Below are 21,935 nucleotides of genomic sequence, written 5' to 3'. Positions count from 1 at the left end.
GATCTGGCAGTACGCCGACGTGCCCGGCTACACGCTCATCGGCGCCTCTCGATCACTGCCAGCAAGCCGATCTCGACGCCTGGCACACGGAGAAGTACACCACCCGACGCCCGGCACAGGTCTTTCTCCGCTGGTGCATGGAAGCCGGCACGATGCCACGGCTCGTCCTGCCTACCCACGTCGTCAAGCAGGACCAGACTCCGATGCACCAGCACCGGCGTCTCACCTTGCTCCGGCGTGTCCTGAACGATGACAGCCCGCCGCTGCGGAGCCGAGTCGCCGCCGCACTCGTACTGCTCTACGCGCAACCAGTCAGCCGGATCGTCCGCCTCACCACCGATGACATCGTCGACGACGGCACCACAGTCACGGTTCGGCTCGGCGATCCACCATCCCCGCTGCCGGCTCCCGTTGCCGACCTCATGCGTTGCTACCTCGCAGAACACCCGAACCTCGCCTACGCGAGCAGCCGGAGTTCCGGTTGGCTGTTCCCCGGCCGCCAAGCCGGTCAGCCCATGCACCAGACGAGCCTGCAGGACCGTCTTCGTGAAATCGGTATCCCACCGCAGCGCGGCCGGGCCTCCTCTATCCGCCAGCTTGTCCTCCAGGCCCCCGCCCCCGTCATCGCGAAGGCGTTCGGCTACCACGACAAGACCACCATGCATCTGGCCACCGAAGCCGGTGGAACCTGGAGCCGTTACGCCCCTGGTGATCACAAGCGGTGACCGCCGGGAAAGGTTCGACGAACGCCTCACACCACCGATGCCCGGAAAGGATCAATAGGATTGATCTCCGCCTCATCGAAGAGCTGTTCCAACGCCTCATGACCCTGACGTCTGCGGAACCCGATTTCGGCTGCCGTCACAGGCAGGGTCCAGAGGATGCGAGCGTGTCCCCCAGGCAGCGGACAATGCTCAAGATCGGGTCCGTGAAGATAGGGCAGGCTGATCAGCAGGTGGTCGCAGGTCGAGCCAGGCACCCATGGTTCACCGATCGGCATGCTGTGCTCCAGATCGAGCTGGTGCCCTCCGCAGTGGTAATAGGCGATCATGGCCATGAGGTCGATGAACCGCTGGTCGCGGACGTGAGCCGTCAAGACGAACTCAAGCCCGTGACCGTCCTTCTCCATGGCGGCCCAGCATCCGGCGGTCACATAGGCCCAACTGTCGCTACGCGGACCAGGGCCCACAACGAGAACCCGCAGGTCGGACACGATCTCGCGCCGGTCCGGCCCAAGGTCACGGACAACGACCTCTACAGAATGCCCCTCGAAGAACGCCCGGACATGCGCCTCAACGGCCTCTGCGGCCACCACCCTCGCATCACTCACCGCGCGATCATGCCAGACCTTAATCAACCGGCCCGACTGCTCACCCAGCGTCATGAGTCGTGGGCATCAACCCCGAATACGCGACACCGGAACATGCGGGCCTACCAGCCCCGAGGCCGCAGCACGCCCCTCGTGCGTCACGTTGCCCCGGAGGACATCGAGGACTGGGAGGGAGAGCTGGAGGCGGAGCCGCCCCGCCGGCTCCCGCCGCGCCCCTGCCCCGGCAGCCGGGCAGGGGCGTACGGACGTATCTCGTCGGTATGGAGGGCTCTCCCCTCACCAAGATCGGGAAGACCACCGGCACGCTCAAGTCCCGGGTCGCACAGCTCCAGACGGGGCAGCCTGCCCGGCTTCTGCCGCACCTGGACGTCGAGGGTGACTACGAGACCCAGCTGCACACCCACTTCGCGGAGCGGCGGGTGAGCGGGGAGTGGTTCGACCTGACACCTCTCGGGGACCCGGTCACGGTCGTCCTGGACGCGCTCTCCCATATGGGGTTCGCCATCCGGCAGTGACGACCACAGTCACGTTGTGACTTCTTCCAGTGGAACCGGGTGAAGGCGACGAGCGCGGACAGGGCGCGGACCATGTCGACGGTGTCGGTCCGGTGCGCACGGCACAGGGCCAAGACGCAGACGAGGTTCGCGCACAGAACGCCGTGGCATGGGTGTCGTTGGCGCCCGCCTGTCGGGGCCGCTCCCCCCATGTCGGCGCCTGTCCGGCTACGGGCCACCGAGGCGGCCGACCTGCCAGTGCCCCCGCCCCGAGACGTCCGCGAACATCGGGTGTGCGGTCAATACACCCCGGACGGCCGCCATCTGCTCGACGTGACCCGCACCAGGGACGTGCCCGCCCAGGCGCTCCACTATCGCCGTGCGGGTCATGGGATCCGGGGAACCGACCAGCGTCCGGGCGACCCGGTGCAGCAACGTGTCCCCAGGCATGCCCCGCTCCGCCTGGTGCCACCGGTCCTCACCTTGGGTGTGCTTCACCTCAAGTGCCTCCAGGCCCTTCCAGGCATGCTTCAACACCACGTGCAACGTCCGCTGCCGCTGCACGAGGACGCGCGGACGCGGGTGCCTCCGGTCCTGCCAGACCAACGCCCCGACAACCGTGCCCGCCAACGCCACAGCTGCCACCGTCTGCCGAACGCTGAGATGCTCGGTCGCCTGATTCACCACGGCCTTGACCAGGCGACCGGTCACATTCGCCAGGACACCGGCCTGCCGTTCCAGATCGGCCATCCGGCCCTCTGTCACCCCCACCTTCCCCAAGGCCGCGCGCAAGGCGACGTAGTCGGCATCAGCGAGCCCGCTGGCGACCAGGTCTTTGTCGGTCCCGATGGTGACCACCGGGGCGATCACCCCGGCCAGCAGCAGCATCGGCACATCCGAGGCATCCCGCCCGGCAAGCACCTCAGCTTCCGGGGTCATCGGTAGGCCAGCGGCGTCCACGACCCACAGGACGGGCAGGTACTGGGAGTGCCACAGCGCCAGCGCCTGCCCCAGGTCGAACCGGCCGCCCTCGCGGTGTCGGTCGCCCAGCACCCGCGGCACCTCCTCCCAAACGTGGACCGGGATCAGGCATCGCACCGTCCCCGCCCGCGCCCCGGCCACGATCGACGATGGGTCCCGCCGCCGGGTGGCCGCGATGACGTCCGAGGTCAAAACGGAGGTGTCCAGCAGCGCGCGGCGCAGCGGCCCGCGCTGATACAGGGTGCGCCGTCTGGACGGCACCAGCTCGCTCATCCGCGCATCGTAGTGCGGGCGTTGACCGGCCGGCTCAGGATTTCGGTCCCCTGAAAGGCGCTGTTCAGGCTGGCATCTCGTCGATATCCGTGCTGTAGGGCGGGGTCGTCGCCGAGACCGTCGGCGACGACCTCACCCGCATAGGCGCCCGGGCGGAGCTCGACATCCGGCACACCAGCCACAGCCCCGCTGCGGACTGGTCACCGAGTCCGCAGCCCGCGCCCACAACGCCGACGCCGTCATCGAACGCCAGGGCGGGTGGGCCCCCGGCTCCAAGATCAGCGGGGCTACCGCGAGCCCGACGACGGGTTCAAGGGTGAAAGGAGGACATGTGGGCTGGCCTGGTCGGTGATGCGGGTGGCCACCGCAGCCCGTCGGTCGTCTCCGCCCTGTCGGGGCCGGCGTTCTGTGGCTCACGTCCAGACGGCCCGAGGTCCACAGAGCCACCGTCAGGAACCAATCGCGAACCCGGGCGCCGTGGGACCGTCCCTGCGTGCACGGGCACCGGTACCAGAGCGTCCTGATCGACATCCCGAAGGGACCGCTCCTGCGTTCGGGGAGCCCGGTGCCATCGCATGGGTGACGTGATGGACCGGTCCCGCATCGTCACGAGGGGCGATCTGCTGCGGGCCGCCGTCGACCGCGCGGTCGTCTCCGCACTGGGCGAAGAGGTCGCGGCCGAGGTACTGGTGAAGTCCCGTAGGCCGAGGACGGGCAAGGCCTCGACCGAGGCGCCCACCCCGTCCGCGTGACCTCCCCGGGCCCCAGCCGACCCGGCCGGGTTCCGGCCTGGTGGGCGCAACATTAGTTGCTCACCTGTGACCGCGGGGGTGTACGTCGTGGTTTCCCCCCATGCTCCGGTTGCCTTGTCCTTGATGTTGAACGGGGAGGCGAACGACATGTCGTTCGTCGTGGAGGTCTACGAGATCGACCTGATCTCGTAGAACCTGCGCTAACCTGGGACCGCAGTAACACACATCGTCATAGGCATGGTGATGTGTGTCCGGGCTGGTCCCGGGCATGAAAAAGCGTCCGCTCTTCCCCCACGCCTCAGAAACGAATGGGGTCGAACGAACGCCGTTTCACATGCAGGTCACCGCAGGGTGATCACGCGGCCCCCCTAGTGGGGGCCGTTCTGCGTTACAGGGTGGCCATCCACGCGATCAGCGCGAGCACCAGGAGCACGATGGCGGCGGCGGCGAGCTTGCCGACCGTCTCCCCCATTCCCTGTGCCACGCCGTCGAGGAACTTCCCCCCGAGCCTGCGGCGACGGTCCCGCCACACCTTGCCGGCCTCCCGGATGTCCGGGTTATTCGGCTCCTCCGGCTGGCTGCCGGGCTGGACGGTGGTGGCCATGGGCCGCCTCCTCTTCGCAGTGCACGCCCCGAAAGGTCTGCGAAGTGCTCGGGGGCGTGCTGCTTCCAAGCACCCCGTCGACCCGTCTGAACGGTGAAGAGGTGTCACCACTGTACCGAGTCAGAGGCCCCCGTTTTCTTCAACTGGGCAGCCTGGTACGGCTACCCGCCGGAGGGTGCCGGTCCGGATTCGCTCAAAGACGAGACTGGTCGAGCGAATTGAAACCCAGAGCGAGCCCTAAAAAATCATGAAACCGACTTCGGCCCGTGAGTACCTGCGGCTAGCCGCGAACTGCCCAATGTCAGCGGTTCGCTGACAAATGCTTGTTGTCAGTGGAAAGCTGACAGGCATGGCGAAGGACTATGTGAAGCACGGCTAGATGAAGTGGGCCGCCGAGAAGCTCCTGTTGGAGCGTTACGGAAGCAGCGAGGACGACCGCTTCGGCGGCAGACTTCCCCCGGAGAAGGCGATCACCGCCGCACTGGTCGCCCTCAACGGCTACGCCGCCCAAAGCCAGGAGCCGGGCGAGGTGCCAGCGGAAGACGTCCTCGCAGCGCTCTCGCAGGTGGACGAGGCGCGCCAGCGACTGGACAGCATGGAGCTGCGGCTCATCGGGGCAGCTCGGACCCGGGGCGCATCCTGGCAGAAGATCGCTGATGCGCTGGGCCTGGGAACTCGGCAGTCTGCCGAGACCCGGGCGCTGCGCTTGGAGCGCGGCGCCCAGCCCCACCAGGGCCGTGACGTCGCCTCCCAGCGGCTGGAGAAGGCTCGGGGCCGGGCCGCAGAGGCGTGGTGTGTGGAGCACGAGCACCGCGTCTGTGAGGTCAGCGAGAGGCTGTTCGACACGTCCGGCGCGTGGAACCTGGAGGCCGTCGGCGGGACGGCGCGGCTCGATGTGCACGCGATCGGAGAGCTCCTCGCGTCGGGTGCCAGTCCGGTGGCGCTGGTCCAGCGGCTGGAGATCGTCCGGTACGCGCTGGCGCCTTATGGTGGTGACGCGCCGAAACCGACGGGCAAGCGGGCCGTCGCTGCGGAGCAGGCCCGAACCGACCTGGTGGCCCTGCTTGATGACCAGTCCCGCGCGCTTCCTCGGGTCACCACAGCCCGGGGCGAGGCAACGGCATGAGCGGTTACACCACCATCGACCGAACGTTGCTGTGGCCGGCACTGCTGCGCTCGGCCGGGGACGAGGTCGTGTCCTGGCCGTCGATCTCCGCCTCGCGTGCCCGGCAGGTGAACTGGGTGGTGGGTGAGTACACCCGCGCCCTGGCCCACACCGACCACCCGCTCGACGGCAACGCCCACTTCACGAAGCTGTTCACCGCCGAGCCGGTCCAGGCCTACCTACACCTGGCCCGCACCGGCCAGCTGCGCGTACGCAAGGCCGCCGACCCCTCCAAGAGCTCCGACAACTCCGAGTAGATCCGCCTGGAGATCTTGCGGCTGCTCGTGACCGCGCGCGGGGCCGAGGACTACGCCCAACTGCCGCCGCAGCCGGACCCGCCGCGAAAGAAGCCCGTAGCCAAGCGCCCCCGGGCGCTCCTGCGGGCACAGCTGACCGAGCTGGCCGACTCCCCGGACGCGACCACCAGCCAGCTACGGATGCTCGCCATTGGCGCCGTGGTCTGCGACACCGGCATCCGGGCGGGCGAGATGTGCTCCCGCCGGATCGAGGATCTCTCCCCAGCCCTGGAAGAGCTGCGCGTGGTGCGCCGCCCCCAGGGCTGGAGCGAGTCGGACGCCTTCTGTGGGCTCCTGCCCCTGTCCGGCCTGTCCAAGGGAGCCCTCAAGCGCTGGCTGCCCGAGCGGAAGCGGCTGCTGCCCCGGGTCGAAGGCACCGCCACCGTGCTCTGGGTCTCCCTGCACGACAACCACCAGAATGTCCAGACAGTTCCAGCCGGAACGCCGCTCATGCCCCGCGGTCTGGCCCGTACCTGGACCCGTACGGTCGTCGAGACCAATGTCGAGATGATGGGCCAGCCCTCCTGGGAACCACTGCCCACGCGCATGGAGCAACTGCGCCGCGGTGTGCAGCCGAAAGCTTCCAGGGCTCCGATAGAGCCAGACGCGGAGAAGGCCGCCGTGCTCCTGGACAACGTTGCTGCCCGCGGCCACGCCCTCGCTCAGCTTCGCCTGACGGAGGAAGAGGGCGGCACCGCCGAGCTGCAGGCCCGCATCGAGGTCCGCCGGGCTGTACGGAACGCCTGGGCGGAGGGCATTGAGCACGCGCTGCAACTGTCCGTCCTCGCGGGCTCAGGCCTCCGACGACGCCGGCCTGGCGGCCGCCGGCTGGGAGCCGGCGCTGCCGGCCTCGATCGACCGGAGTCAGGGCTGGGGCCGTCCCTCGAAGGCGGTCGCGGCCATGTGACCCGGACGCACCGACGGCGCCGCCCCGAGGGCGCACAACCCTCCGGGCGGCGCCGTATCCTGGAAACACGCCGGGGTCTGGAGCCCCTGCATGCTGTCCGGAAGGGCGTGTCCGGATTTCCGGACATCAAGTGCCGCAAGGGGAAATGGCGTTCACCCGGGACGGAAGCCGGGGAAAAGAAGTGCCGGTATGAAGAACACCCCCGACCCGTCACGGCGGATTCCAGGGATCGTTGCAACACAGGTGAAGTTCCGGGCGGCACCCAGGATCCTTCCCATCACGGCCGCGCCGCTTGCACTCGCTCTTCTCCTGGCAGAAGTGATGGCGTCGGCGGCCCGAGAATCACGAACCTCGGTGCTTCAGCCAGCAGGAACCCGGTGAAAACCACCTCCCGCCGCCGCAGCGGTGCGCGGGATGAGGGTGACATCGGCACCGTAGAAGGGCCCCGGCCCGGATCTTGATCCGGGCCGGGGGGGGGGGGGGGGGGGGTACCCGTCCGCACTCCCCGACGTTCCACCCCCACTGGGTCTCCCCCCTCCCCCTCGCAGAACACCCACCCCCAACCTCCCCAACCAGCGCCGCTGGCCCGCCTCCTCAAGGGAGACGGGCCAGCGGTTCACCGGTCAGTAGCTGGGGTTAGCCGGTTGCTCCGAGGGGTGTGGCGAGGCCGGAGACGTGCCAGCTTTGCGCGTTGCTCTGGTTGCACTGGTAGAGCTGGAGTTGTGTGCCGTTGTCGGTGCGGGCGTTCGGGATGTCGAGGCAGCGGCCTGACTTCGGGTTGTAGAGGCCGTGGGCGGCGGTGGGAAGCCACTGCTGGCCGGTGGCGCCGTTGCAGGTGTTGAGCTGGACGGGGGTGTGGTCGGCGGTTCCGTTGGCCGCGGCCGTCAGGCATTTGCCGGCCACGCGCAGTTCGCCGTCCTCGTGGATGTCGAACGTCTGGGCGGCTATGGGGCCCGCGACGCAGTTCCAGATCTGGATGGGGTTGCCTTCGGTGCTACTGGCGTTGTTGTTGTCCACGCACTTGGTGCTGTCGACCTCTGAGACGAGGGTGGTGCCGGGCGCGGAGGGGACGGTGGAGTGGTCGTAGACGGCCACGTTGCTGATCCGTCCGTTCCAGTACGTGGAGGACTTGCTCTGGTACTTGTAGCGGCCGAGGACGAGGGGGCCGGTGGCCTTCCAGACGTTGGCCTTGGGGTGGTGGCCGGTGCCGGCGAGGGTGCCGTTGACGTAGAGGGCGATCAGACCGGTGACGTCGTCGTAGGTGGCGGTGAGCTGGGTCCACTCCTTGGTGCGGGCCTTGGCGGCGTCGTTCATGACGCTGGTCTGGTCGTAGCTCCAGCTGTCGTCGTCCTTCTTGGACATCCCGAACCGCCAGGTGCCGTCCTGGTCGTGCCAGATGACGAAGCCGCTGGAGTGCAGCCCGTCCTGGCTGACGACGACGCCGTTCGCCTCGGACCTGGCCCAGGCCGACACGGTGAAGCTGCCGGTGGTGTCGACCGGGGAGCCGGTGGCGGTGACCGTGCCGCTGACGCCGTCGAGGTCGACGACCTGGGTGAGCGTGCCCGCGACGGTGCCGGCGATGCGAGTGGCTCCGGTGGCGCTGAGCTTTGCGTTGCTGCGTCGCCGCATGTCGACGGCGGTCGTTCCCGATTCTTCGTTCAGCTTCCAGTGATGGGTGGAGATCCGGGCGTCGCCCATGACTTCGGAGCTGTCGAAGCTGGTGACCTTGCCGCTGGTCGTCTTGCCGTTCCAGGTGCGCAGGCGGTGCCGGCTGTCGAGGGACCAGAGGTCGGGGATGTCGTCGGCGCTGGTGTCGCCGGAGGAGCCGATCACCGGGAAGGCGGCGGCGGTGACGCCGGTGCGGATCCTGGTGCGCTTGCTGTGGTCTCCGAGTGCTTCCGGGTTTCCGGCTTCGTTGGCGTACTGGTAGATGGAGCCGGTCGAATCGTCCCGGACCCAGAGGTCGGCCAGGCCATCGCCCGTGGCGTCGCCGGGGGCGATGAGGGTCAGGTCGTCCCAGCCGGAGGGGCTGAGGATGACGGGGTTGACCAGACTGCCTGTCGCGCCCCCGCCCTGGAACAGGATGAGCTGCGAGTTCCCCGTGCCGGTGCTCTCGACGGTGAGCAGGTCGTTGAGGGGCTCGCCGGGCTTGGTCAGCACGTCGCCGGCGGCGACGATCTGCTTGACCCGGCTCCAGTCCCCGCGGTACTCGGCGCCGCAGGGCTTGCCGGTCGCTGCGACGATGCAGGCCGTGGCCTTGGGCCGCGTCACATCGCCGGCATTGCCCTCGGTGAAGTAGAGACCGCCGTTGGCCTCCAGACCACCCTCGTTCAAGGAGGTCCGGTAGTGGCGGAGCTGTCCGTCCCGGTAGGCCCACAGGTCGTCCCGGGTGATGCCGTTGCCCCCGCGGTGTGTGGTCAGGGTGCCGTTGCCCCAGCCCAGGCCGCCGGGGCTGTTGGCCTTGGTGGAGGCGATCAGGCCGCCGGCCGACGGGTCGACGGCTGTGGGGTAGACGATGAGGTCGCCGTTGTCGGCGGGGGCGATGAAGTCGACGCGTTCGTCGCCGGTGATGTCGCCGAGGGTGGTCTTGGCGTTCGGGTTGTCCGGTACGTAGAAGACGTACGTCTGCTGCTGCGAGCGGTTTCCGGCACGGTCCACGGCCTGCACGCGCAAGATGTTCGTGCCCCACGTCGTGGGCGTCACCGCGATGGTGGCGGTGCCGTCGGCCGTGGCATTCACCCGGTTGGCGCCGCCCACCGGAATGTCCGCGTTGAAGGCCCATTCGTAGTACAGGGCTCCGCTGAGGGAGTCGGTGGCCTCCACAGTGAAGTTGCCCTGCTGGCCGATGTACTTCTTGGAGCCGGGGAGGGTGCCGGACGGCGGGTACTCGGCGGAGGTGACGACCGGGACGGACGGCGGCCGGGTATCCAGGGAGAACGTGCATCCGCTGACCCATTTGGCGGACATCGTGTCGCCGTCGCCGCTCGCGACGCGCCACGAGTAGGTGCGGCCGTCGGTGAGGGTGGTGGGGTGGGCGGATACCCAGTGGGTTCCGTTTCCGGCCCCGATCCAGCCGCTGCCGTATGCGACGGCGCCGCTGGCCGTGTCGGTGACCTGGAAGATGGCGTCGGTGGTCTGGCCGTTGTCGGGGTCGCCGATCCAGGCGCCGATGGTGAAGCCGGCGTAGGTGGTGGCGCCGACCCAGCCGCAGCCGTTGCCGTTCGGGTTCTGGGGGGCCGGGTTCATGGCGAGCCCCCACGGGTTGTACGGGGGCCGGTTGTACTCGATGTAGAGGAACGGCAGCTTGGTCTTGTCGCGGTTGAACCGCTTGAAGCCGTTGTTGCTGCTGCTCTTGGACTCGTTCGAGGCGAAGAGGGCGTACGTGATGCTGCCGGCCCTCTGGTTGGCGTCCAGGTGGTCGCGTACGTCCCACTCACCGCGGGTGGTGGAGTTGGGGCATCCTGCGCCGCCTGCGCTGTTGAGAGAGGTGGTGCGCAGGACCCCGCGGTCACTCGGCTGGTTGTTCCAGGTGATGTTTGAGAGCAGCGTGCCGGTGGAGTGCAGTTCGACGCTGTAGGCGTTAGAGCAGGTGTAGTCGGCGGCGTAGGACTGCGTCGCCATGAAGGAGGCCTTCTTGATGACCTTGTCGCTCAGGTCGCTGGTGTCGAGCTGGACGTAGTAGCGCTCCAGGCCCGTCCTGCTGCGCCAGCGCTGGTAGCCGACACCGGGGTCGTAGTCGTCCGCGTAGTCGTCGTAACTCGTGGTGGTCGAGTACGCCTCCTGGACCCAGGCCCAGTGCTGGGTACCGCGGTTGGTGGGGACCCACGCCGGGTCGATGTACACCGGGTAGGCCGTGTCGGGGTCGGTGAGGAAGGACTGGTCCGGGGTCAGGGCGACCGAGTCCTTGCCGAGGTCGGCCTGCAGGCGGGTGGTCCTGGCGAAGTCGCCCGGTCCGTCGCTGTCGGAGTCGGTCTTGACCGCCTCCTCGTCCCCGGTACCGGACGGCGTATCGTCCGCGGTGACCGTCTGGGAGAAGGCGAGGGTGCCGGAAGTCTTGGCGAGCGGGACCTCCACGGGAGCGGTGGAATCCCACATGGTCGGGGTCGGCGCCTGGAAGACCGTACGGCCCGAGGCATCGGCCGCCTTCAGGTTCCCGGCGGCGTCGGCGGAGACGGTGACGCCCTCGCCCTTGAGGCCCGTGGTCAGTGTGGTGAGCTTCGGATTCTTCGCCGCCTCGGCGGACTTGACGACCAGGATCTGCGAGATCCCGCCGCCCTCATCGGCCGTGACCTTCAGGTCCGCACCCGGGAGGACCTCGCGGTAGACAGCACTGGAACCGTCCAGCACCGGTGCGGGGAGCGGGTCCGGCCAGCCCAGGACCAGCTGCTTGCCGTCCTGATCGAGTGTGGCCAGCGGGGCGGTGCCGCCGCCGGACAGGGTCAGACCGCTCACCGAGGCCTTCGGACGGAGCGTGCCGTCAGCGGCCCGGACCAGCGTCGCGTCAAGGTCCGCCCAAGTGCCGTCGCGCTTGGTGCGCACAGGGGCGACGCTGCGGGTCAGGCCCAGGGTGCCGTCCGGATTGGCCGTCACCGTGTCGGTCTCGGTCGTCGCCGCCGGCACGGGCACCGGCTGGCCCGTGCGCTTCGCCTCCGCCAGCGCGGCGTCCTCCGCGCGCTCCCGCTCGGTCGTCGGCCGCTCCGGCGGAGACTGCTCGCTCTGCGCGGGCGGCGTGTCCACCGCTGGTACTGCCGAGGCGCCTGGTGCGGCGCCGACGGCGGTTATCGACAGGGCTAGTGCGATCAGCCCCGCCAGCGCGGCCGGCCGCTTGGCCGGTCGTTTGGTTCTCTGTGTGCCCCCCACGGCAAAACTCCCCATGCAGTTGCGATGGTCAACAGGCCGCGAACGCTAACAGCTCTCCGAATAAGCCTTCCAAGGCCATCCTGATTCGGAACAAATCATTCCGGCTAAACGTCCGGGAATGAGTCACTCGCCCGTTAGTGATGACCGGAAAATTGCGCACCAAGGTGGGTCGATTTCGGTCACGTTTTTAGACATTGGCAGTAAGGGGCGGGGTGGATGTCGGAATTGATCAGCATTTCGCTAGTGAGAAACAGGCGTAGGATCCATCGCCAATTGATCATTTGGCTACCGTGGGGGAATGCCATGCAGGCACCACCAGAACTACGCCAAACCAGAGGGAGATCTGCGGCAAAGGACCGCATAATCGTCGCCTCCGCTGTTGTATTCGCGCTGATCATGGGTGCCGGCACCGCGCAGGCTTCCGGCTGGAAGCCCGAGGCCCCTACCTGGTCGCCCGGCGCGCTGCAGGAGGCCGAATCGGTACCCGGGAAGGGTGCCCCGCAAGCCGGGTTAGAGGTGCCGGCGGAAGGCGGGGCCGGGGACTGGACTCCGAAGGACGTGTACTGGCCGTCGGCCACCAGCGCCGAGGTGGACCTCGGCGCCACCACGCCCGCTCCAGAGAACGGCTCGCTCTTCACTACTCCCGGACCCTCCGAGGGCCCGGCCGCACCCGCACCCGATCCGAGCCGCGCCGGTGACGCACCGGTATGGGTCGCCCCAGCCGCCGGGGCAGAAGGGCCGCGCAGCGGCAGGGCCGCTGTGGAGCTTGCGGACCGCGCCGCCGCCGAGGCGGCGGGCTTGCAGGGAATGCTGGTCTCGGTCCGCCCCGCCGAGGGCGTGACCAAGGGGGGGCCGGTCAAGGTGTCCGTGGACGTCTCGCACATCGCGGGCTCGTTCAGCGGAGACTGGCTCTCCCGCGCCCAGCTCGTCGCGCTCCCCGAGTGCGCGCTGAGCACGCCCGAGCGCCCGGAGTGCCGTACCCAGACTCCGCTGGCCACCGCCAAGGACGGCGACCAACCCGGCCTTCTCAGCGCCGAGGTCCTCCTCGCGGCACCTGATGCCCAGAGCCGGAGCGCCGACTCGGACTCCTCGGGCGGAGCCACCGTCTTCGCCGCGTCGAGCAGCCCCAGCGGCCCGTCCGGCAGCTTCGCGGCCACCAGCCTGGCGCCCTCCGGTTCCTGGAGCAGCGGTGCCAACACGGGTGGTTTCTCCTGGTCGTACCCGGTCGCCGTACCCGAGGGCCTCGGCGGTACCAAGCCGAACGTCGCGCTGTCCTACAGCTCTCAGGCGGTCGACGGCCGTACGGCTGCGACCAACAACCAGGCGTCGTGGATCGGTGAGGGCTGGGACTACTCGCCCGGCTTCGTGGAGCGCAGTTTCAAGCCGTGCGCGAAGGACGGCCAGGAAGGATCCGGCGATCAGTGTCTGGCCGGCGAGAACGCCACCTTCTCCCTGAATGGCAAGTCATCCACCCTGGTCAAGGACGACAAGACCGAAGAATGGCGGCTGGAGAACGACGACGCCTCGAAGGTCGAGCACCTGACCGACGCGGTCAACGGTGACAACAACGGCGAGTACTGGAAGGTGACCACCACCGACGGCACCCAGTACTACTTCGGAGCCGGCCGCAAGCCGGAAAGCCCCACTGCTCCGGCCACCAACTCCGCGTGGACCACACCCGTCTACGGAAACAACACGGGTGAGGAGTGCCACCAGTCGACATTCGCGGCCTCCTGGTGCCAGCAGGCCTGGCGCTGGAACCTCGACTTCGTCATCGACCCCCGCGGCGGCCTCATCACCTACTGGTACTCCACCGAGACCAACCGCTACAAGCGGGGCGCCTCCGCGGCGAACCCCACGGGCACGCTCACTCAGTACGTCCGCGGCGGCAACCTGGAGAAGATCACCTACGGCTCGAAGCTCGCCGACGCGGACACGGTCAAGCCCACCGCGCAGGTCATCTTCGATGTCGATGAGCGCTGCCTGCCCGAGAAGGACGTCTTCGACTGTGAAGCGTCGAAGCTGACCGCGGCCAATCAGACGAAGTGGCCGGACGTGCCCTTCGACCAGAAGTGCGGGTCCACCGGTACCTGCGAGAACTACTCGGCCACCTTCTGGACCACCAAGCGGCTCACCAAGATCACCACCCAGATCCTCGACAGTGCAGGCGGATACGACAACGTCGACTCCTACGCGCTCGTCCACCAGTTCCCCGACCCGAAGGACCAAACAGCCCCGTCCTTGTGGCTGTCAACGATCCGGCACACCGGCTACGACGGTACGTCGGCGTTGACCACTCCGCCGGTCATCTTCTGGAAGGGCTTGCGGAACAACCGCGTCGACTCCAGCATTGACAACCGGCCGGCGATGAACCGGTACCGCGTCGTGAAGATCATTTCCGAGACGGGGAAGGTCACCGACATCGTGTACGCCGATACGGACTGCTCCCCCGGTATCGGCTTGCCTTCGGCGGAGGACAGCAATACCAAGCGCTGCTTCCCCGTGTACTGGAATCCGGACCCGAGGAGTCCGAACGATCCGAGCCTGGACTGGTTCCACAAGTACGTCGTCGCCCGCGTCATTGAAAGGGATCCCTTCGGCGGCTCCCGTGACCAGGAGGTCCGCTACGAGTACGTCGGCTCCGCCGCCTGGCACCGCGACGACGAGGAGCTGACCGAGGAGAAGTACCGGACGTGGAACCAGTTCCGCGGCTACGGACAGGTCATCACCCGCGCCGGCACCGCCCCCGATGTCGTCTCGAAGACGGCCGCCTTCTACCTCCGCGGCATGAACGGCGACATCAGAGCCAACAAGACCCCGCGGGTTTACACCTTCACCGGGATCACAGGAAAGGTGATTCCGGACAACAACCACCTGGCCGGCACCCTCCGCGAGCTCCAGACCTACGCCTCAGACGGTGGGGAGCTCGTCTCCGTATCTCAGTCCGACCCGTGGCTCCCGGCGGCCACCGCTACCCACAGTCGCGGCGCGGACCTGCCCGCCCTCACAGCCCGGATGCAGGGCACGGCCTTGTCCAGGGAGAAGGCGCTGCTCGCCGACAAGACCTGGCGGAGTACTTCGGAGACCGTCGATTACGACGAGAAGTACGGAATGCAGAACTCGGTCCTGGACCAGGCGGATGGTCTGCCCGACATCTGCACCACCGTCTCCTACGCCCGCAACGAAGCCACCCGGGTCGTCGACCGCGTCTCGCAGACCACCCGGACCCAGGCCGCGTGCGGCGTGGCCGCGACCGAGGCGAACACCCTCGACAGCAGCCGCACACACTACGACAACAAGCCCTTCGGCACCCTCGACGGCCCCGGCCAGCCCACGAACACCGGCGTACTGGACCGCTTCGAGGCCGGCCTGCCCAAGTACGTCACCAAGTCGTCGACGACGTATGACACGTATGGCCGTGTCTCCAGCACCACCGACGCCGCAGGGGCGAAGACCACATCGGCGTACACGCCTGCCGCACCGGCCCGCGCGACGACCGTCAAGGTGACCAACGCCAAGAGCTGGACGACGACCACCACCCTGCACCCGCTGCGCGCAGTCCCGGTCAAGACCGTCGACCAGAACAGCCGCACCACAGAGGTCGCCTACGACGCGCTGGGCCGCACCACCGAGCTGTGGCTGCCGGGCCGTGCGCGTACCCAGAGCGCCAGCAAGGTGTTCACCTACGACCTGACCCAGAGCGACACCAGCTCGGTCACCACCCGGACGCTCCGCGGCAACGGGTCGTACGCCACCTCCATCAGCATCCTCGACGCGATGGGCCAGCAGGTCCAGACCCAGGCGAATCCGCTGAAGGACAGCGAGCACACACGCCTGATCACCGACACGGCCTACGACAGCCGAGGCCGCGCCTTCAAGACGAGCAGCACGTACATCAACAAGGACTCCGACCCGGTGAAGGACCGCTTCCCCGCCGACGAGAACATGCTGCCCGCCCAGAACGTCACCCAGTACGACGGCCTCGGCCGACCGGTGACGAAGACCTTCTACTCCAAGGCGATCGAGCAGTGGCGCAGTGCCACCGCGTACCCGGGTGCCGACCGTGTCGATACCACCCCGCCCAAGGGCGGCACCGCCTCCAGTGAGATCACCGACGCCCGCGGGCACAAGACCGAGCTGCGCCAGTACAAGGGCGGCACCCCCACGGGGGCGTTCGACGCCACGCTCTACGGCTACGACACCGTCGGCAAGCTGGAGCGGATCACCGACCCGGCCGGCAACGACTGGACCTACGGCTACGACCTCCGAGGCCGCCGGATCAAGGCGGTGGACCCCGACAAGGGCACGTCCACGACCGCGTATGACGCCGCGGACCGCCCCGTGTCGACCGTTGATGCCCGCGGCACCACCGTCTTCACCAGCTACGACATCCTGGGCCGCCCGACCTCCCGCAACCTGAGCGCGGTCGACGGCACCAAGCTCGCCACGTACGAATACGACACGATCCTGCCCGGTCAGCAAACGGCATCCACTAGCTGGGTGGCCGGCAAGGCCTGGCGCCAGGAGACCACCGGCTACGACATCGGCTACCGCCCCACCGGCACCAAGCTGACCGTCCCCACCGGCGAGGGATCCCTCACCGGCACCTACTCCACCTCCGCCACCTACAACGCCATCAGCGGGCTCGAGGAGGAGCTGAACCTCCCTGCGGTAGGCGGCCTGCCTGCCGAGCACCTCACCACTTTCCGCAATGACAACGGTCTCCCGCTCTCCTACGGGTCCGACACCGTCGGCTACGTCAACTACACCAGCTACAACGAACTCGGCCAGGTCCAGCGCACGACCTTCGGCAGTACGCCGAAGCAGGTCAGCGTGACCAACGTCCAGGACCAGGCCACTGGCCGGCTTCTGCGCACCGAACTCAACAAGCAGGACCAGACGACCTCGGTCGACATCACCAGCTACACCTACACGCCGGCCGGTGACGTCACTTCCGTCTCCAACGTCCAGGGCGCCGCCCGCGACACCCAGTGCTTCACCTACGACTACCTGGGCCGCCTCACCGAGGCCTGGACTGACACGAGCAGCACCACAACGAAGCCCGGCCCCAGCGTGCCCGGCGTCGGAGGCTGCACCAACACCACACCCGAGAGCAGCAGCATCGGTGGCGCGTCCCCCTACTGGCAGTCGTTCACCTACGACGTCACCGGCAACCGCAAGACCCTGACCGACCACGACCCCACAGGCGACGCCGCCAAGACCACCGTCACCACCAACACCTACCCGGCGCCGGGATCACCGCGCCCCCACACCCCGACCTCCACCACGAGAAAGACGGGCAGCAACGGCCCGCTTACGACCAGCCTCACCTACGACAAGAGCGGCAACACCCTCACCCGCCCCGACACCGGCGACGCCCCCAGTACCCTCCCCGGCGACGGCGGACCCACCCAGACCCTGACCTGGAACGCCGAAGGCAAACTCGCCTCCAACACCACCAGCGCGGGCACCTCCACCTACATCTACGACGCGGCCGGCAACAGGCTCGCCCGAAAAGACCCCGGCAAGACCACCCTCTACACAGGCTCGGACGAGCTCACCCGCGACACCGCCACGGACAAGGTCACCGGCACCCGCCACTACGCGGCCCCCGGCGGCACGACCATCGTCCGCACCTCCGCCGGCAAGCTCTCCTACATAGCTGCCGACCACCACAACACCGGCACCACCGCCATCGACGCCACCACCCTCACCGTCCAACGCCGCACCGCCAAGCCCTTCGGCGAAGACCGCGGCACGAAGCCGACCGCCTGGCCCGGCGAACGCGGATTCGTCGGCGGCACCCAGGACAAGTCGACCGGCCTCACCCACATCGGAGCCCGCGAATACGACCCCGCCGCGGGCCGGTTCCTCTCCGTAGACCCGGTCCTAGTGCCAGACGCCCCACAGGCCCTCAACGCGTACAGCTACGCCAACAACACTCCGGTCACCACCTCCGACCCCACCGGCATGTGCGCCGAGGTGGACTGCCCGACCCGGCCTGCACCCGACGAGGAGAACACCACACCCGGCCACGAGCCCGGACCTCGCAAACCCTCGCAGAACGGAAAGGAGAAGAAGGGTCCCGCTCTAGGAGGCCCGGTGACCCCGCTCGACGACGGCACGGGCTGCTTCCTCGGCAAAATTACCTGTGGGCCACCGTTGCCTGCATGGCTGAACATCCCTATCGCCCCTCCGCCGCCGCCCGCAAACTGCAGAACAAACGACGCGAGGATCGAATGCATCGTGGACATCGGCCGCCCCGATGAGTTCCTCACCGATCCATTCCACGACATGAATGTGTTGAACGGGTCTAACGAGCTGGCCTTCGGCTATGCGAAGCTAACAACCGGATGCGCCAAACGTGACAGCCAGTACATCTGCTTCGGGCATTCGCCTGGCGGCGGGCAGCCGATGACCGTGGGTGACGTGCACTTCTTCCCTGGAAGTAAAAGAGAGTTTGTGACGCAACTCGAAAAAGAGTCGAAAACCCGCAGGAAAATTGCGAATCAAGTCGGAGGTGTCATGGCTAGTAAATATGGACCAAATATTGAATATCACGAGGCCGTGCATTCTCGACAATGGGCCCGACACTATACGGCGGACCATTTCGTGGCAGCCTACGCATTGGCGTCCGCGAGATCCGAGTGGCGAACCGGGGATCCCGCGCTCGGAAATTCGTTCGAAATAGAGGCAAATCTATGGTGGGGGGATTACGAGAAATGGTAAGGCCGATAGCCCGACAAAACGGACTGGCGCGGGCGCTATTCTCAGCCGTGATCACGCTGGCGGCTGCAGGGCTAGCAGGTTGCTCACCGGCGCCTGAGCCACTACTCGCGATAGAGAGGACTGCGACTGGTGACATTCTCCTTGTAATTGCCCCCTGCTCCGGCTATCGGGCCCTCGGTCTTTACGTGTTCAGCGACAGCGACACCGGACCCTCTGAGGTTTGGTCGCTGAGTAACAAAGAGCGCATCGGCTCACTTGGGGAGGTCAAATTCTTCACTACCCCCGTGGGGTGGGAGGTCAACGACACCACCTTGACTGAGCTGCGCGATCCGGGCCTCTACGTCGCCAAAATCGACGGGGCGATGGGGACCCGCAGCCTGAATGGGCGGATGGCATTTACCGCTGAGAAGATAAATAAGCTCAACGCTGGCGAAGTCCTAACTGGCACCAAGGGCGAAAAGGTAATGGACCGTGAGCAGTTCGTGAAGCCGTCCTCGGGGCGGTGTAAGCCCTGACCTGAGGTCTCGCCGCCTCCGTCCAGTCGTCGGGCGGCGGGACCTCGCAGGTTCGTGCACAGTCACAATTCGCCGATGACCGGACGGCGCTGCTGGTGCTCGCAGCCAGGACCTGGTGCCGGGGGGTTTGCGCACGGGGTTGGGCACGGTCGAGGTACTCGCGCTTCACCGTGACCGAGCCCGGCGTCCAAGGGCCTTGCTGCGCCGGGGTCAGCGCCGGCGTCTGCGATTTGTCGGGCTACGCACAGGTTGCCTCCTCGGCCGTGACAATAGGAAAGGGGAGAGAGGCTGTGGGTACGGACAAGAGTGCTGCGTCCCGAGTCATCCCATTGGTGGGGGCCGTGCTGCTGGCGCAGTTGGTGGTTGGGTGCACACCCGCTCCCGAGGCTTTGCTTGCCGTGGAACGTACCGAGAGCGGCGGTACGCGGCTGCTGATGGCGCCCTGCCCTGACTTCAGGTTCCGCAGCGTAACGGTGTTCCACAACGTCGACGAGCCGGAACTTAAGAAGTGGACCGTCAGTCGGGACGGGATGACGGGCCTGCTTGGGCAGATCGACCTATTCACGCCCCCTGATGGATTCAAGGTCACGGAATCGACGTTGACCTCACTGGAGAGCACTGGTGAGTACGTGGCCAATGTTCGCGGGGTGGTCGGGGTAGAGGACAGTCTGACCGGAAAGCTGAGCTTCACCGTGGATAAGGTCAACAAGCTCAGTGCCGGCAAAGTCCTCACCGGTGTCAACGGCGACAAGGTAATGGACCGCGCGAAGTTCATGAAGTCGTCCTCGGAGCGGTGTAAGCCCTGACTCGGAGGCTGAGTTGGCGGCGCGCCCAGTTTATTGGGGTATGAGATGCGCTTGCGTGGAATCGTACAGCTCCTGGTGGGTGTGGCGGGGCTTCTTGCGGTATTGCTGGCAGTCACCCTCACGTCTGAAAATGACGACCGCGGCGCCCTTAGTGCTACAGATGTGGAGGGAATCTGGTCGACTCCTACTGGGGAACGCCTGACGGTTCATGCGGACGCATCTGCGGAACTGGTAGGGATACCGGAACCCGAGGCAGGTTGTGGCCAGGCGGCGAGGGCGGATCCCCTGACCTACAGCGGCTCTGCGACATGGAAGTTCGACTCCTACCCCGATGAGGGGCCCGGGATCAGCTTCGAATTCCGAGGGTCTGACACGGGAAGGCAGTGCAAGGTCTACCTCGCGGTCTCGACTCGGGTGGGTGCCGGTATCGGGTTCCTCCCGCACTACGCGGATTTGAACTTCACACGCTCGACCGGACAATCGGGCTGATGGACAGGTCTGATGGCTGTGATAGAGGGCAGAGAGGAGGAAACATCTCGTGCGTCAGCCACGGGGTGTACGCCGCCGATCTGAAAGGTTGCTCGAGCGTGTAGCCGGCCTTTCCGTGATATCGCTGAGTCGGGGTTCCGGACTTGGGTGGACCACAGCCCGAGTCCGGTCCTGGGCCGTTCAGGGCGGGGATGCTGACCGCAGGTGAGGCGACGTTGGCGGCGTCGATTGCAGGCGACAGCTAGCAGCCTGGCAATTGAGTCGCACGGGCGCAGCGCGCATGCAGCTTTGATGGCCCTTCTGTACAAGCAGTTTCTTGGCAAAGCCCCGAGTTCGAAGGGTGCAATCTGCAGATTCAAGGGCTCGCTGGAGGATAATCCAGCGAGCCTTGCCCTTGCCGGATGTGTCAACACGGTCTCGCGCATATGCGTCGACTCGTGGAGCCCGCTGCCAGCAGACCACTCGGGTCCCCGACGCAGTTCACCGGGTGTCTGTTCTGGCATCGCGGCGTGCCGCTTGGACCTGGTGCCATGGGTTTTGGGTGCGGGATTGGGCGCGGTCGAGGTATTCGCGTTTCACCGTGGCCGAGCCCGGTTTCCAGCGGCCCTGGTGGGTGGGGTCGGCGCCGGCGTCTGCGATCTGTTGGGCTCCGCCGCGGCGTAGGCCGTGGGAGGTGACCAGGTGCCAGGTGGGAGGCCGGCCAGGTAGGCGCGGTGGCGGATCCAGTCGTTGAGGGCGTCGCCGGTGACGTAGTCGCCGCGAGTGGTGCCAGTGCTCGGAGGTCCGGGTCGGGATCGGTGGTGAGGGCGATCAGGTCGTCCACCACCGGCGGGCCGAAGGCAGCGATCGCTGAGGCGAGATGACTGGCCTTCGGGTTCCGGCGTTCCATCATGGCCTGCCAGAGCGCAGCGAGTGCCCGGTCGCCGCCGATTTGGCCGAGTGCCAGGGCGGCCCTGCTGCGTACCCAGGTGGTCTCGTCGTTCAGCCGGGCTGTCAGGGCGGGCACGGCGGTGTGTTCCTCAAGGAGGCCGAGCGCCTCGCAGGCACCCTCGCGGACCATCGGATCGGGATGCTCCAGCAGGGCGGTGATCAGCGGAACGGCCCGGCGGAAGCCGAGTTCGGCACAGGCGAGCGCCGACCAACGCACCCCGCGGTGCCCGGTGTCGGCGAGCGCGCGCAGTAGGCCCGATTCGACGCTCGCGTCGCCGAACAGGGCGATCCGATTGAGTGCCTTGGTCCAGACGGTGACATCCTGCGTCCGGTGGTCGGAGGCGACCTCGGACAGGGCCGCCCGGGCCTGCGGATGGCCGAGCTCGGCCCACTCCAGCAGGGCGTCGATCGCCCGCAGCCGGATCGTGCGGTTCCCGCTCAACTCGGCGGCGTGGACGGTGACGAGGGATGTCGGCCCGTTATGCGGGTGGCCGAGTGCGTTCCCGAGCGGGCCGGCGAGTGGTGGTTTCAGTTCGCCCAGCCGCAGGGCCAGTGGGCCGATTCGGGTACCGACGTCCGCGTCGTAGCGGCCGTCGCCCCGCAGGTTCGCGGCCAGCTTGGCGACCGTACGGAACAGCAGCCATGCGCGGTCCGCCAGGGGGGAGGTACCTGACGATGATCATGCAGATCGTGGGGAATTGCCGGCTCTGTCGAAGATCTTGTGCTGTCAGGTCTGATAGCAGGAGGATCCGCGCCTCGGCGCGGATTCCCGTTGAGTTGACTGGCCGTCAGAAAGGGTGTCCA

Annotated in this window: 14 protein-coding genes; 9 read left to right on the top strand and 5 right to left on the bottom strand. The window is 67.4% G+C overall.

Annotation, left to right across the window (positions count from 1 at the left end):
• Positions 1–137: 137 nt before the first annotated feature.
• Positions 138–725, top strand: coding sequence for a hypothetical protein (locus tag ACFWBW_RS27775; RefSeq protein ID WP_385377690.1), 588 nt, complete (start codon positions 138–140; stop codon positions 723–725).
• 26 nt (positions 726–751) lie between these two features.
• Here ACFWBW_RS27775 and ACFWBW_RS27770 read toward each other — a convergent pair whose 3' ends face one another.
• Positions 752–1,384, bottom strand: a complete 633-nt coding sequence (locus ACFWBW_RS27770; protein WP_385377687.1) for a suppressor of fused domain protein — start codon at positions 1,382–1,384, stop codon at positions 752–754.
• A 206-nt stretch (positions 1,385–1,590) separates the two neighbouring features.
• Here ACFWBW_RS27770 and ACFWBW_RS27765 point away from each other — a divergent pair, with 206 nt between their 5' ends.
• Positions 1,591–1,845: a GIY-YIG nuclease family protein gene (locus ACFWBW_RS27765; protein WP_385377684.1), complete on the top strand. Its 255-nt coding sequence runs from the start codon at positions 1,591–1,593 to the stop codon at positions 1,843–1,845.
• A gap of 207 nt (positions 1,846–2,052) precedes the next feature.
• Here the strand turns inward: ACFWBW_RS27765 and ACFWBW_RS27760 are convergent, their stop codons facing one another.
• A complete protein-coding gene (locus ACFWBW_RS27760; protein WP_385377681.1) occupies positions 2,053–3,078 on the bottom strand; it encodes a PIN domain-containing protein in 1,026 nt (341 codons plus the stop codon).
• A 575-nt stretch (positions 3,079–3,653) separates the two neighbouring features.
• On the opposite strand from ACFWBW_RS27760, the gene ACFWBW_RS27755 reads away from it, so the two are divergent.
• Positions 3,654–3,830, top strand: coding sequence for a hypothetical protein (locus tag ACFWBW_RS27755; protein ID WP_385377678.1), 177 nt, complete (start codon positions 3,654–3,656; stop codon positions 3,828–3,830).
• A gap of 388 nt (positions 3,831–4,218) precedes the next feature.
• On the opposite strand, the gene ACFWBW_RS27750 is transcribed toward ACFWBW_RS27755, so the two are convergent.
• Positions 4,219–4,434, bottom strand: coding sequence for a hypothetical protein (locus ACFWBW_RS27750; protein WP_385377675.1), 216 nt, complete (start codon positions 4,432–4,434; stop codon positions 4,219–4,221).
• Positions 4,435–4,813: 379 nt separating this feature from the next.
• Here ACFWBW_RS27750 and ACFWBW_RS27745 point away from each other — a divergent pair, with 379 nt between their 5' ends.
• From ACFWBW_RS27745 to ACFWBW_RS27735, 3 genes are read left to right on the top strand one after another with little or no spacing between them, the layout of a single operon-like run.
• Positions 4,814–5,560, top strand: a complete 747-nt coding sequence (locus ACFWBW_RS27745) for a hypothetical protein (RefSeq protein ID WP_385377672.1) — start codon at positions 4,814–4,816, stop codon at positions 5,558–5,560.
• Positions 5,557–5,856 (top strand): hypothetical protein, encoded by a 300-nt coding sequence (locus ACFWBW_RS27740; protein WP_385377669.1) that lies wholly within the window; start codon positions 5,557–5,559, stop codon positions 5,854–5,856. The genes ACFWBW_RS27745 and ACFWBW_RS27740 overlap by 4 nt, the downstream gene beginning before the upstream one ends.
• Positions 5,857–5,871: 15 nt before the next feature.
• Positions 5,872–7,263 (top strand): hypothetical protein, encoded by a 1,392-nt coding sequence (locus ACFWBW_RS27735; RefSeq protein ID WP_385377666.1) that lies wholly within the window; start codon positions 5,872–5,874, stop codon positions 7,261–7,263.
• A gap of 175 nt (positions 7,264–7,438) precedes the next feature.
• On the opposite strand, the gene ACFWBW_RS27730 is transcribed toward ACFWBW_RS27735, so the two are convergent.
• Positions 7,439–11,662, bottom strand: a complete 4,224-nt coding sequence (locus ACFWBW_RS27730) for a ricin-type beta-trefoil lectin domain protein (RefSeq protein ID WP_385377663.1) — start codon at positions 11,660–11,662, stop codon at positions 7,439–7,441.
• A 396-nt stretch (positions 11,663–12,058) separates the two neighbouring features.
• Between ACFWBW_RS27730 and ACFWBW_RS27725 the strand changes: the two genes are divergently transcribed.
• From ACFWBW_RS27725 to ACFWBW_RS27715, 3 genes are all read left to right on the top strand, one after another.
• The gene (locus ACFWBW_RS27725; protein ID WP_385377660.1) at positions 12,059–18,391 is read left to right on the top strand and encodes an RHS repeat-associated core domain-containing protein; all 6,333 of its coding nucleotides are present in this window, start codon (positions 12,059–12,061) and stop codon (positions 18,389–18,391) included.
• Positions 18,392–18,438: 47 nt separating this feature from the next.
• Positions 18,439–18,906, top strand: a complete 468-nt coding sequence (locus tag ACFWBW_RS27720) for a hypothetical protein (protein WP_385377658.1) — start codon at positions 18,439–18,441, stop codon at positions 18,904–18,906.
• 290 nt (positions 18,907–19,196) lie between these two features.
• Positions 19,197–19,712 (top strand): hypothetical protein, encoded by a 516-nt coding sequence (locus tag ACFWBW_RS27715; protein ID WP_385377655.1) that lies wholly within the window; start codon positions 19,197–19,199, stop codon positions 19,710–19,712.
• Positions 19,713–20,607: 895 nt separating this feature from the next.
• Here ACFWBW_RS27715 and ACFWBW_RS27710 read toward each other — a convergent pair.
• Entirely contained in the window at positions 20,608–21,573 is a 966-nt protein-coding gene (locus ACFWBW_RS27710) for a HEAT repeat domain-containing protein (RefSeq protein WP_385377652.1), read from the bottom strand.
• Positions 21,574–21,935 lie beyond the last annotated feature (362 nt).

Source organism: Streptomyces sp. NPDC059957 (assembly GCF_042730015.1).
GTDB lineage: Bacteria > Actinomycetota > Actinomycetes > Streptomycetales > Streptomycetaceae > Streptomyces.
Note: the sequence above shows the minus strand (reverse complement) of the source record. Positions and strands in the feature narration are given on the sequence as shown.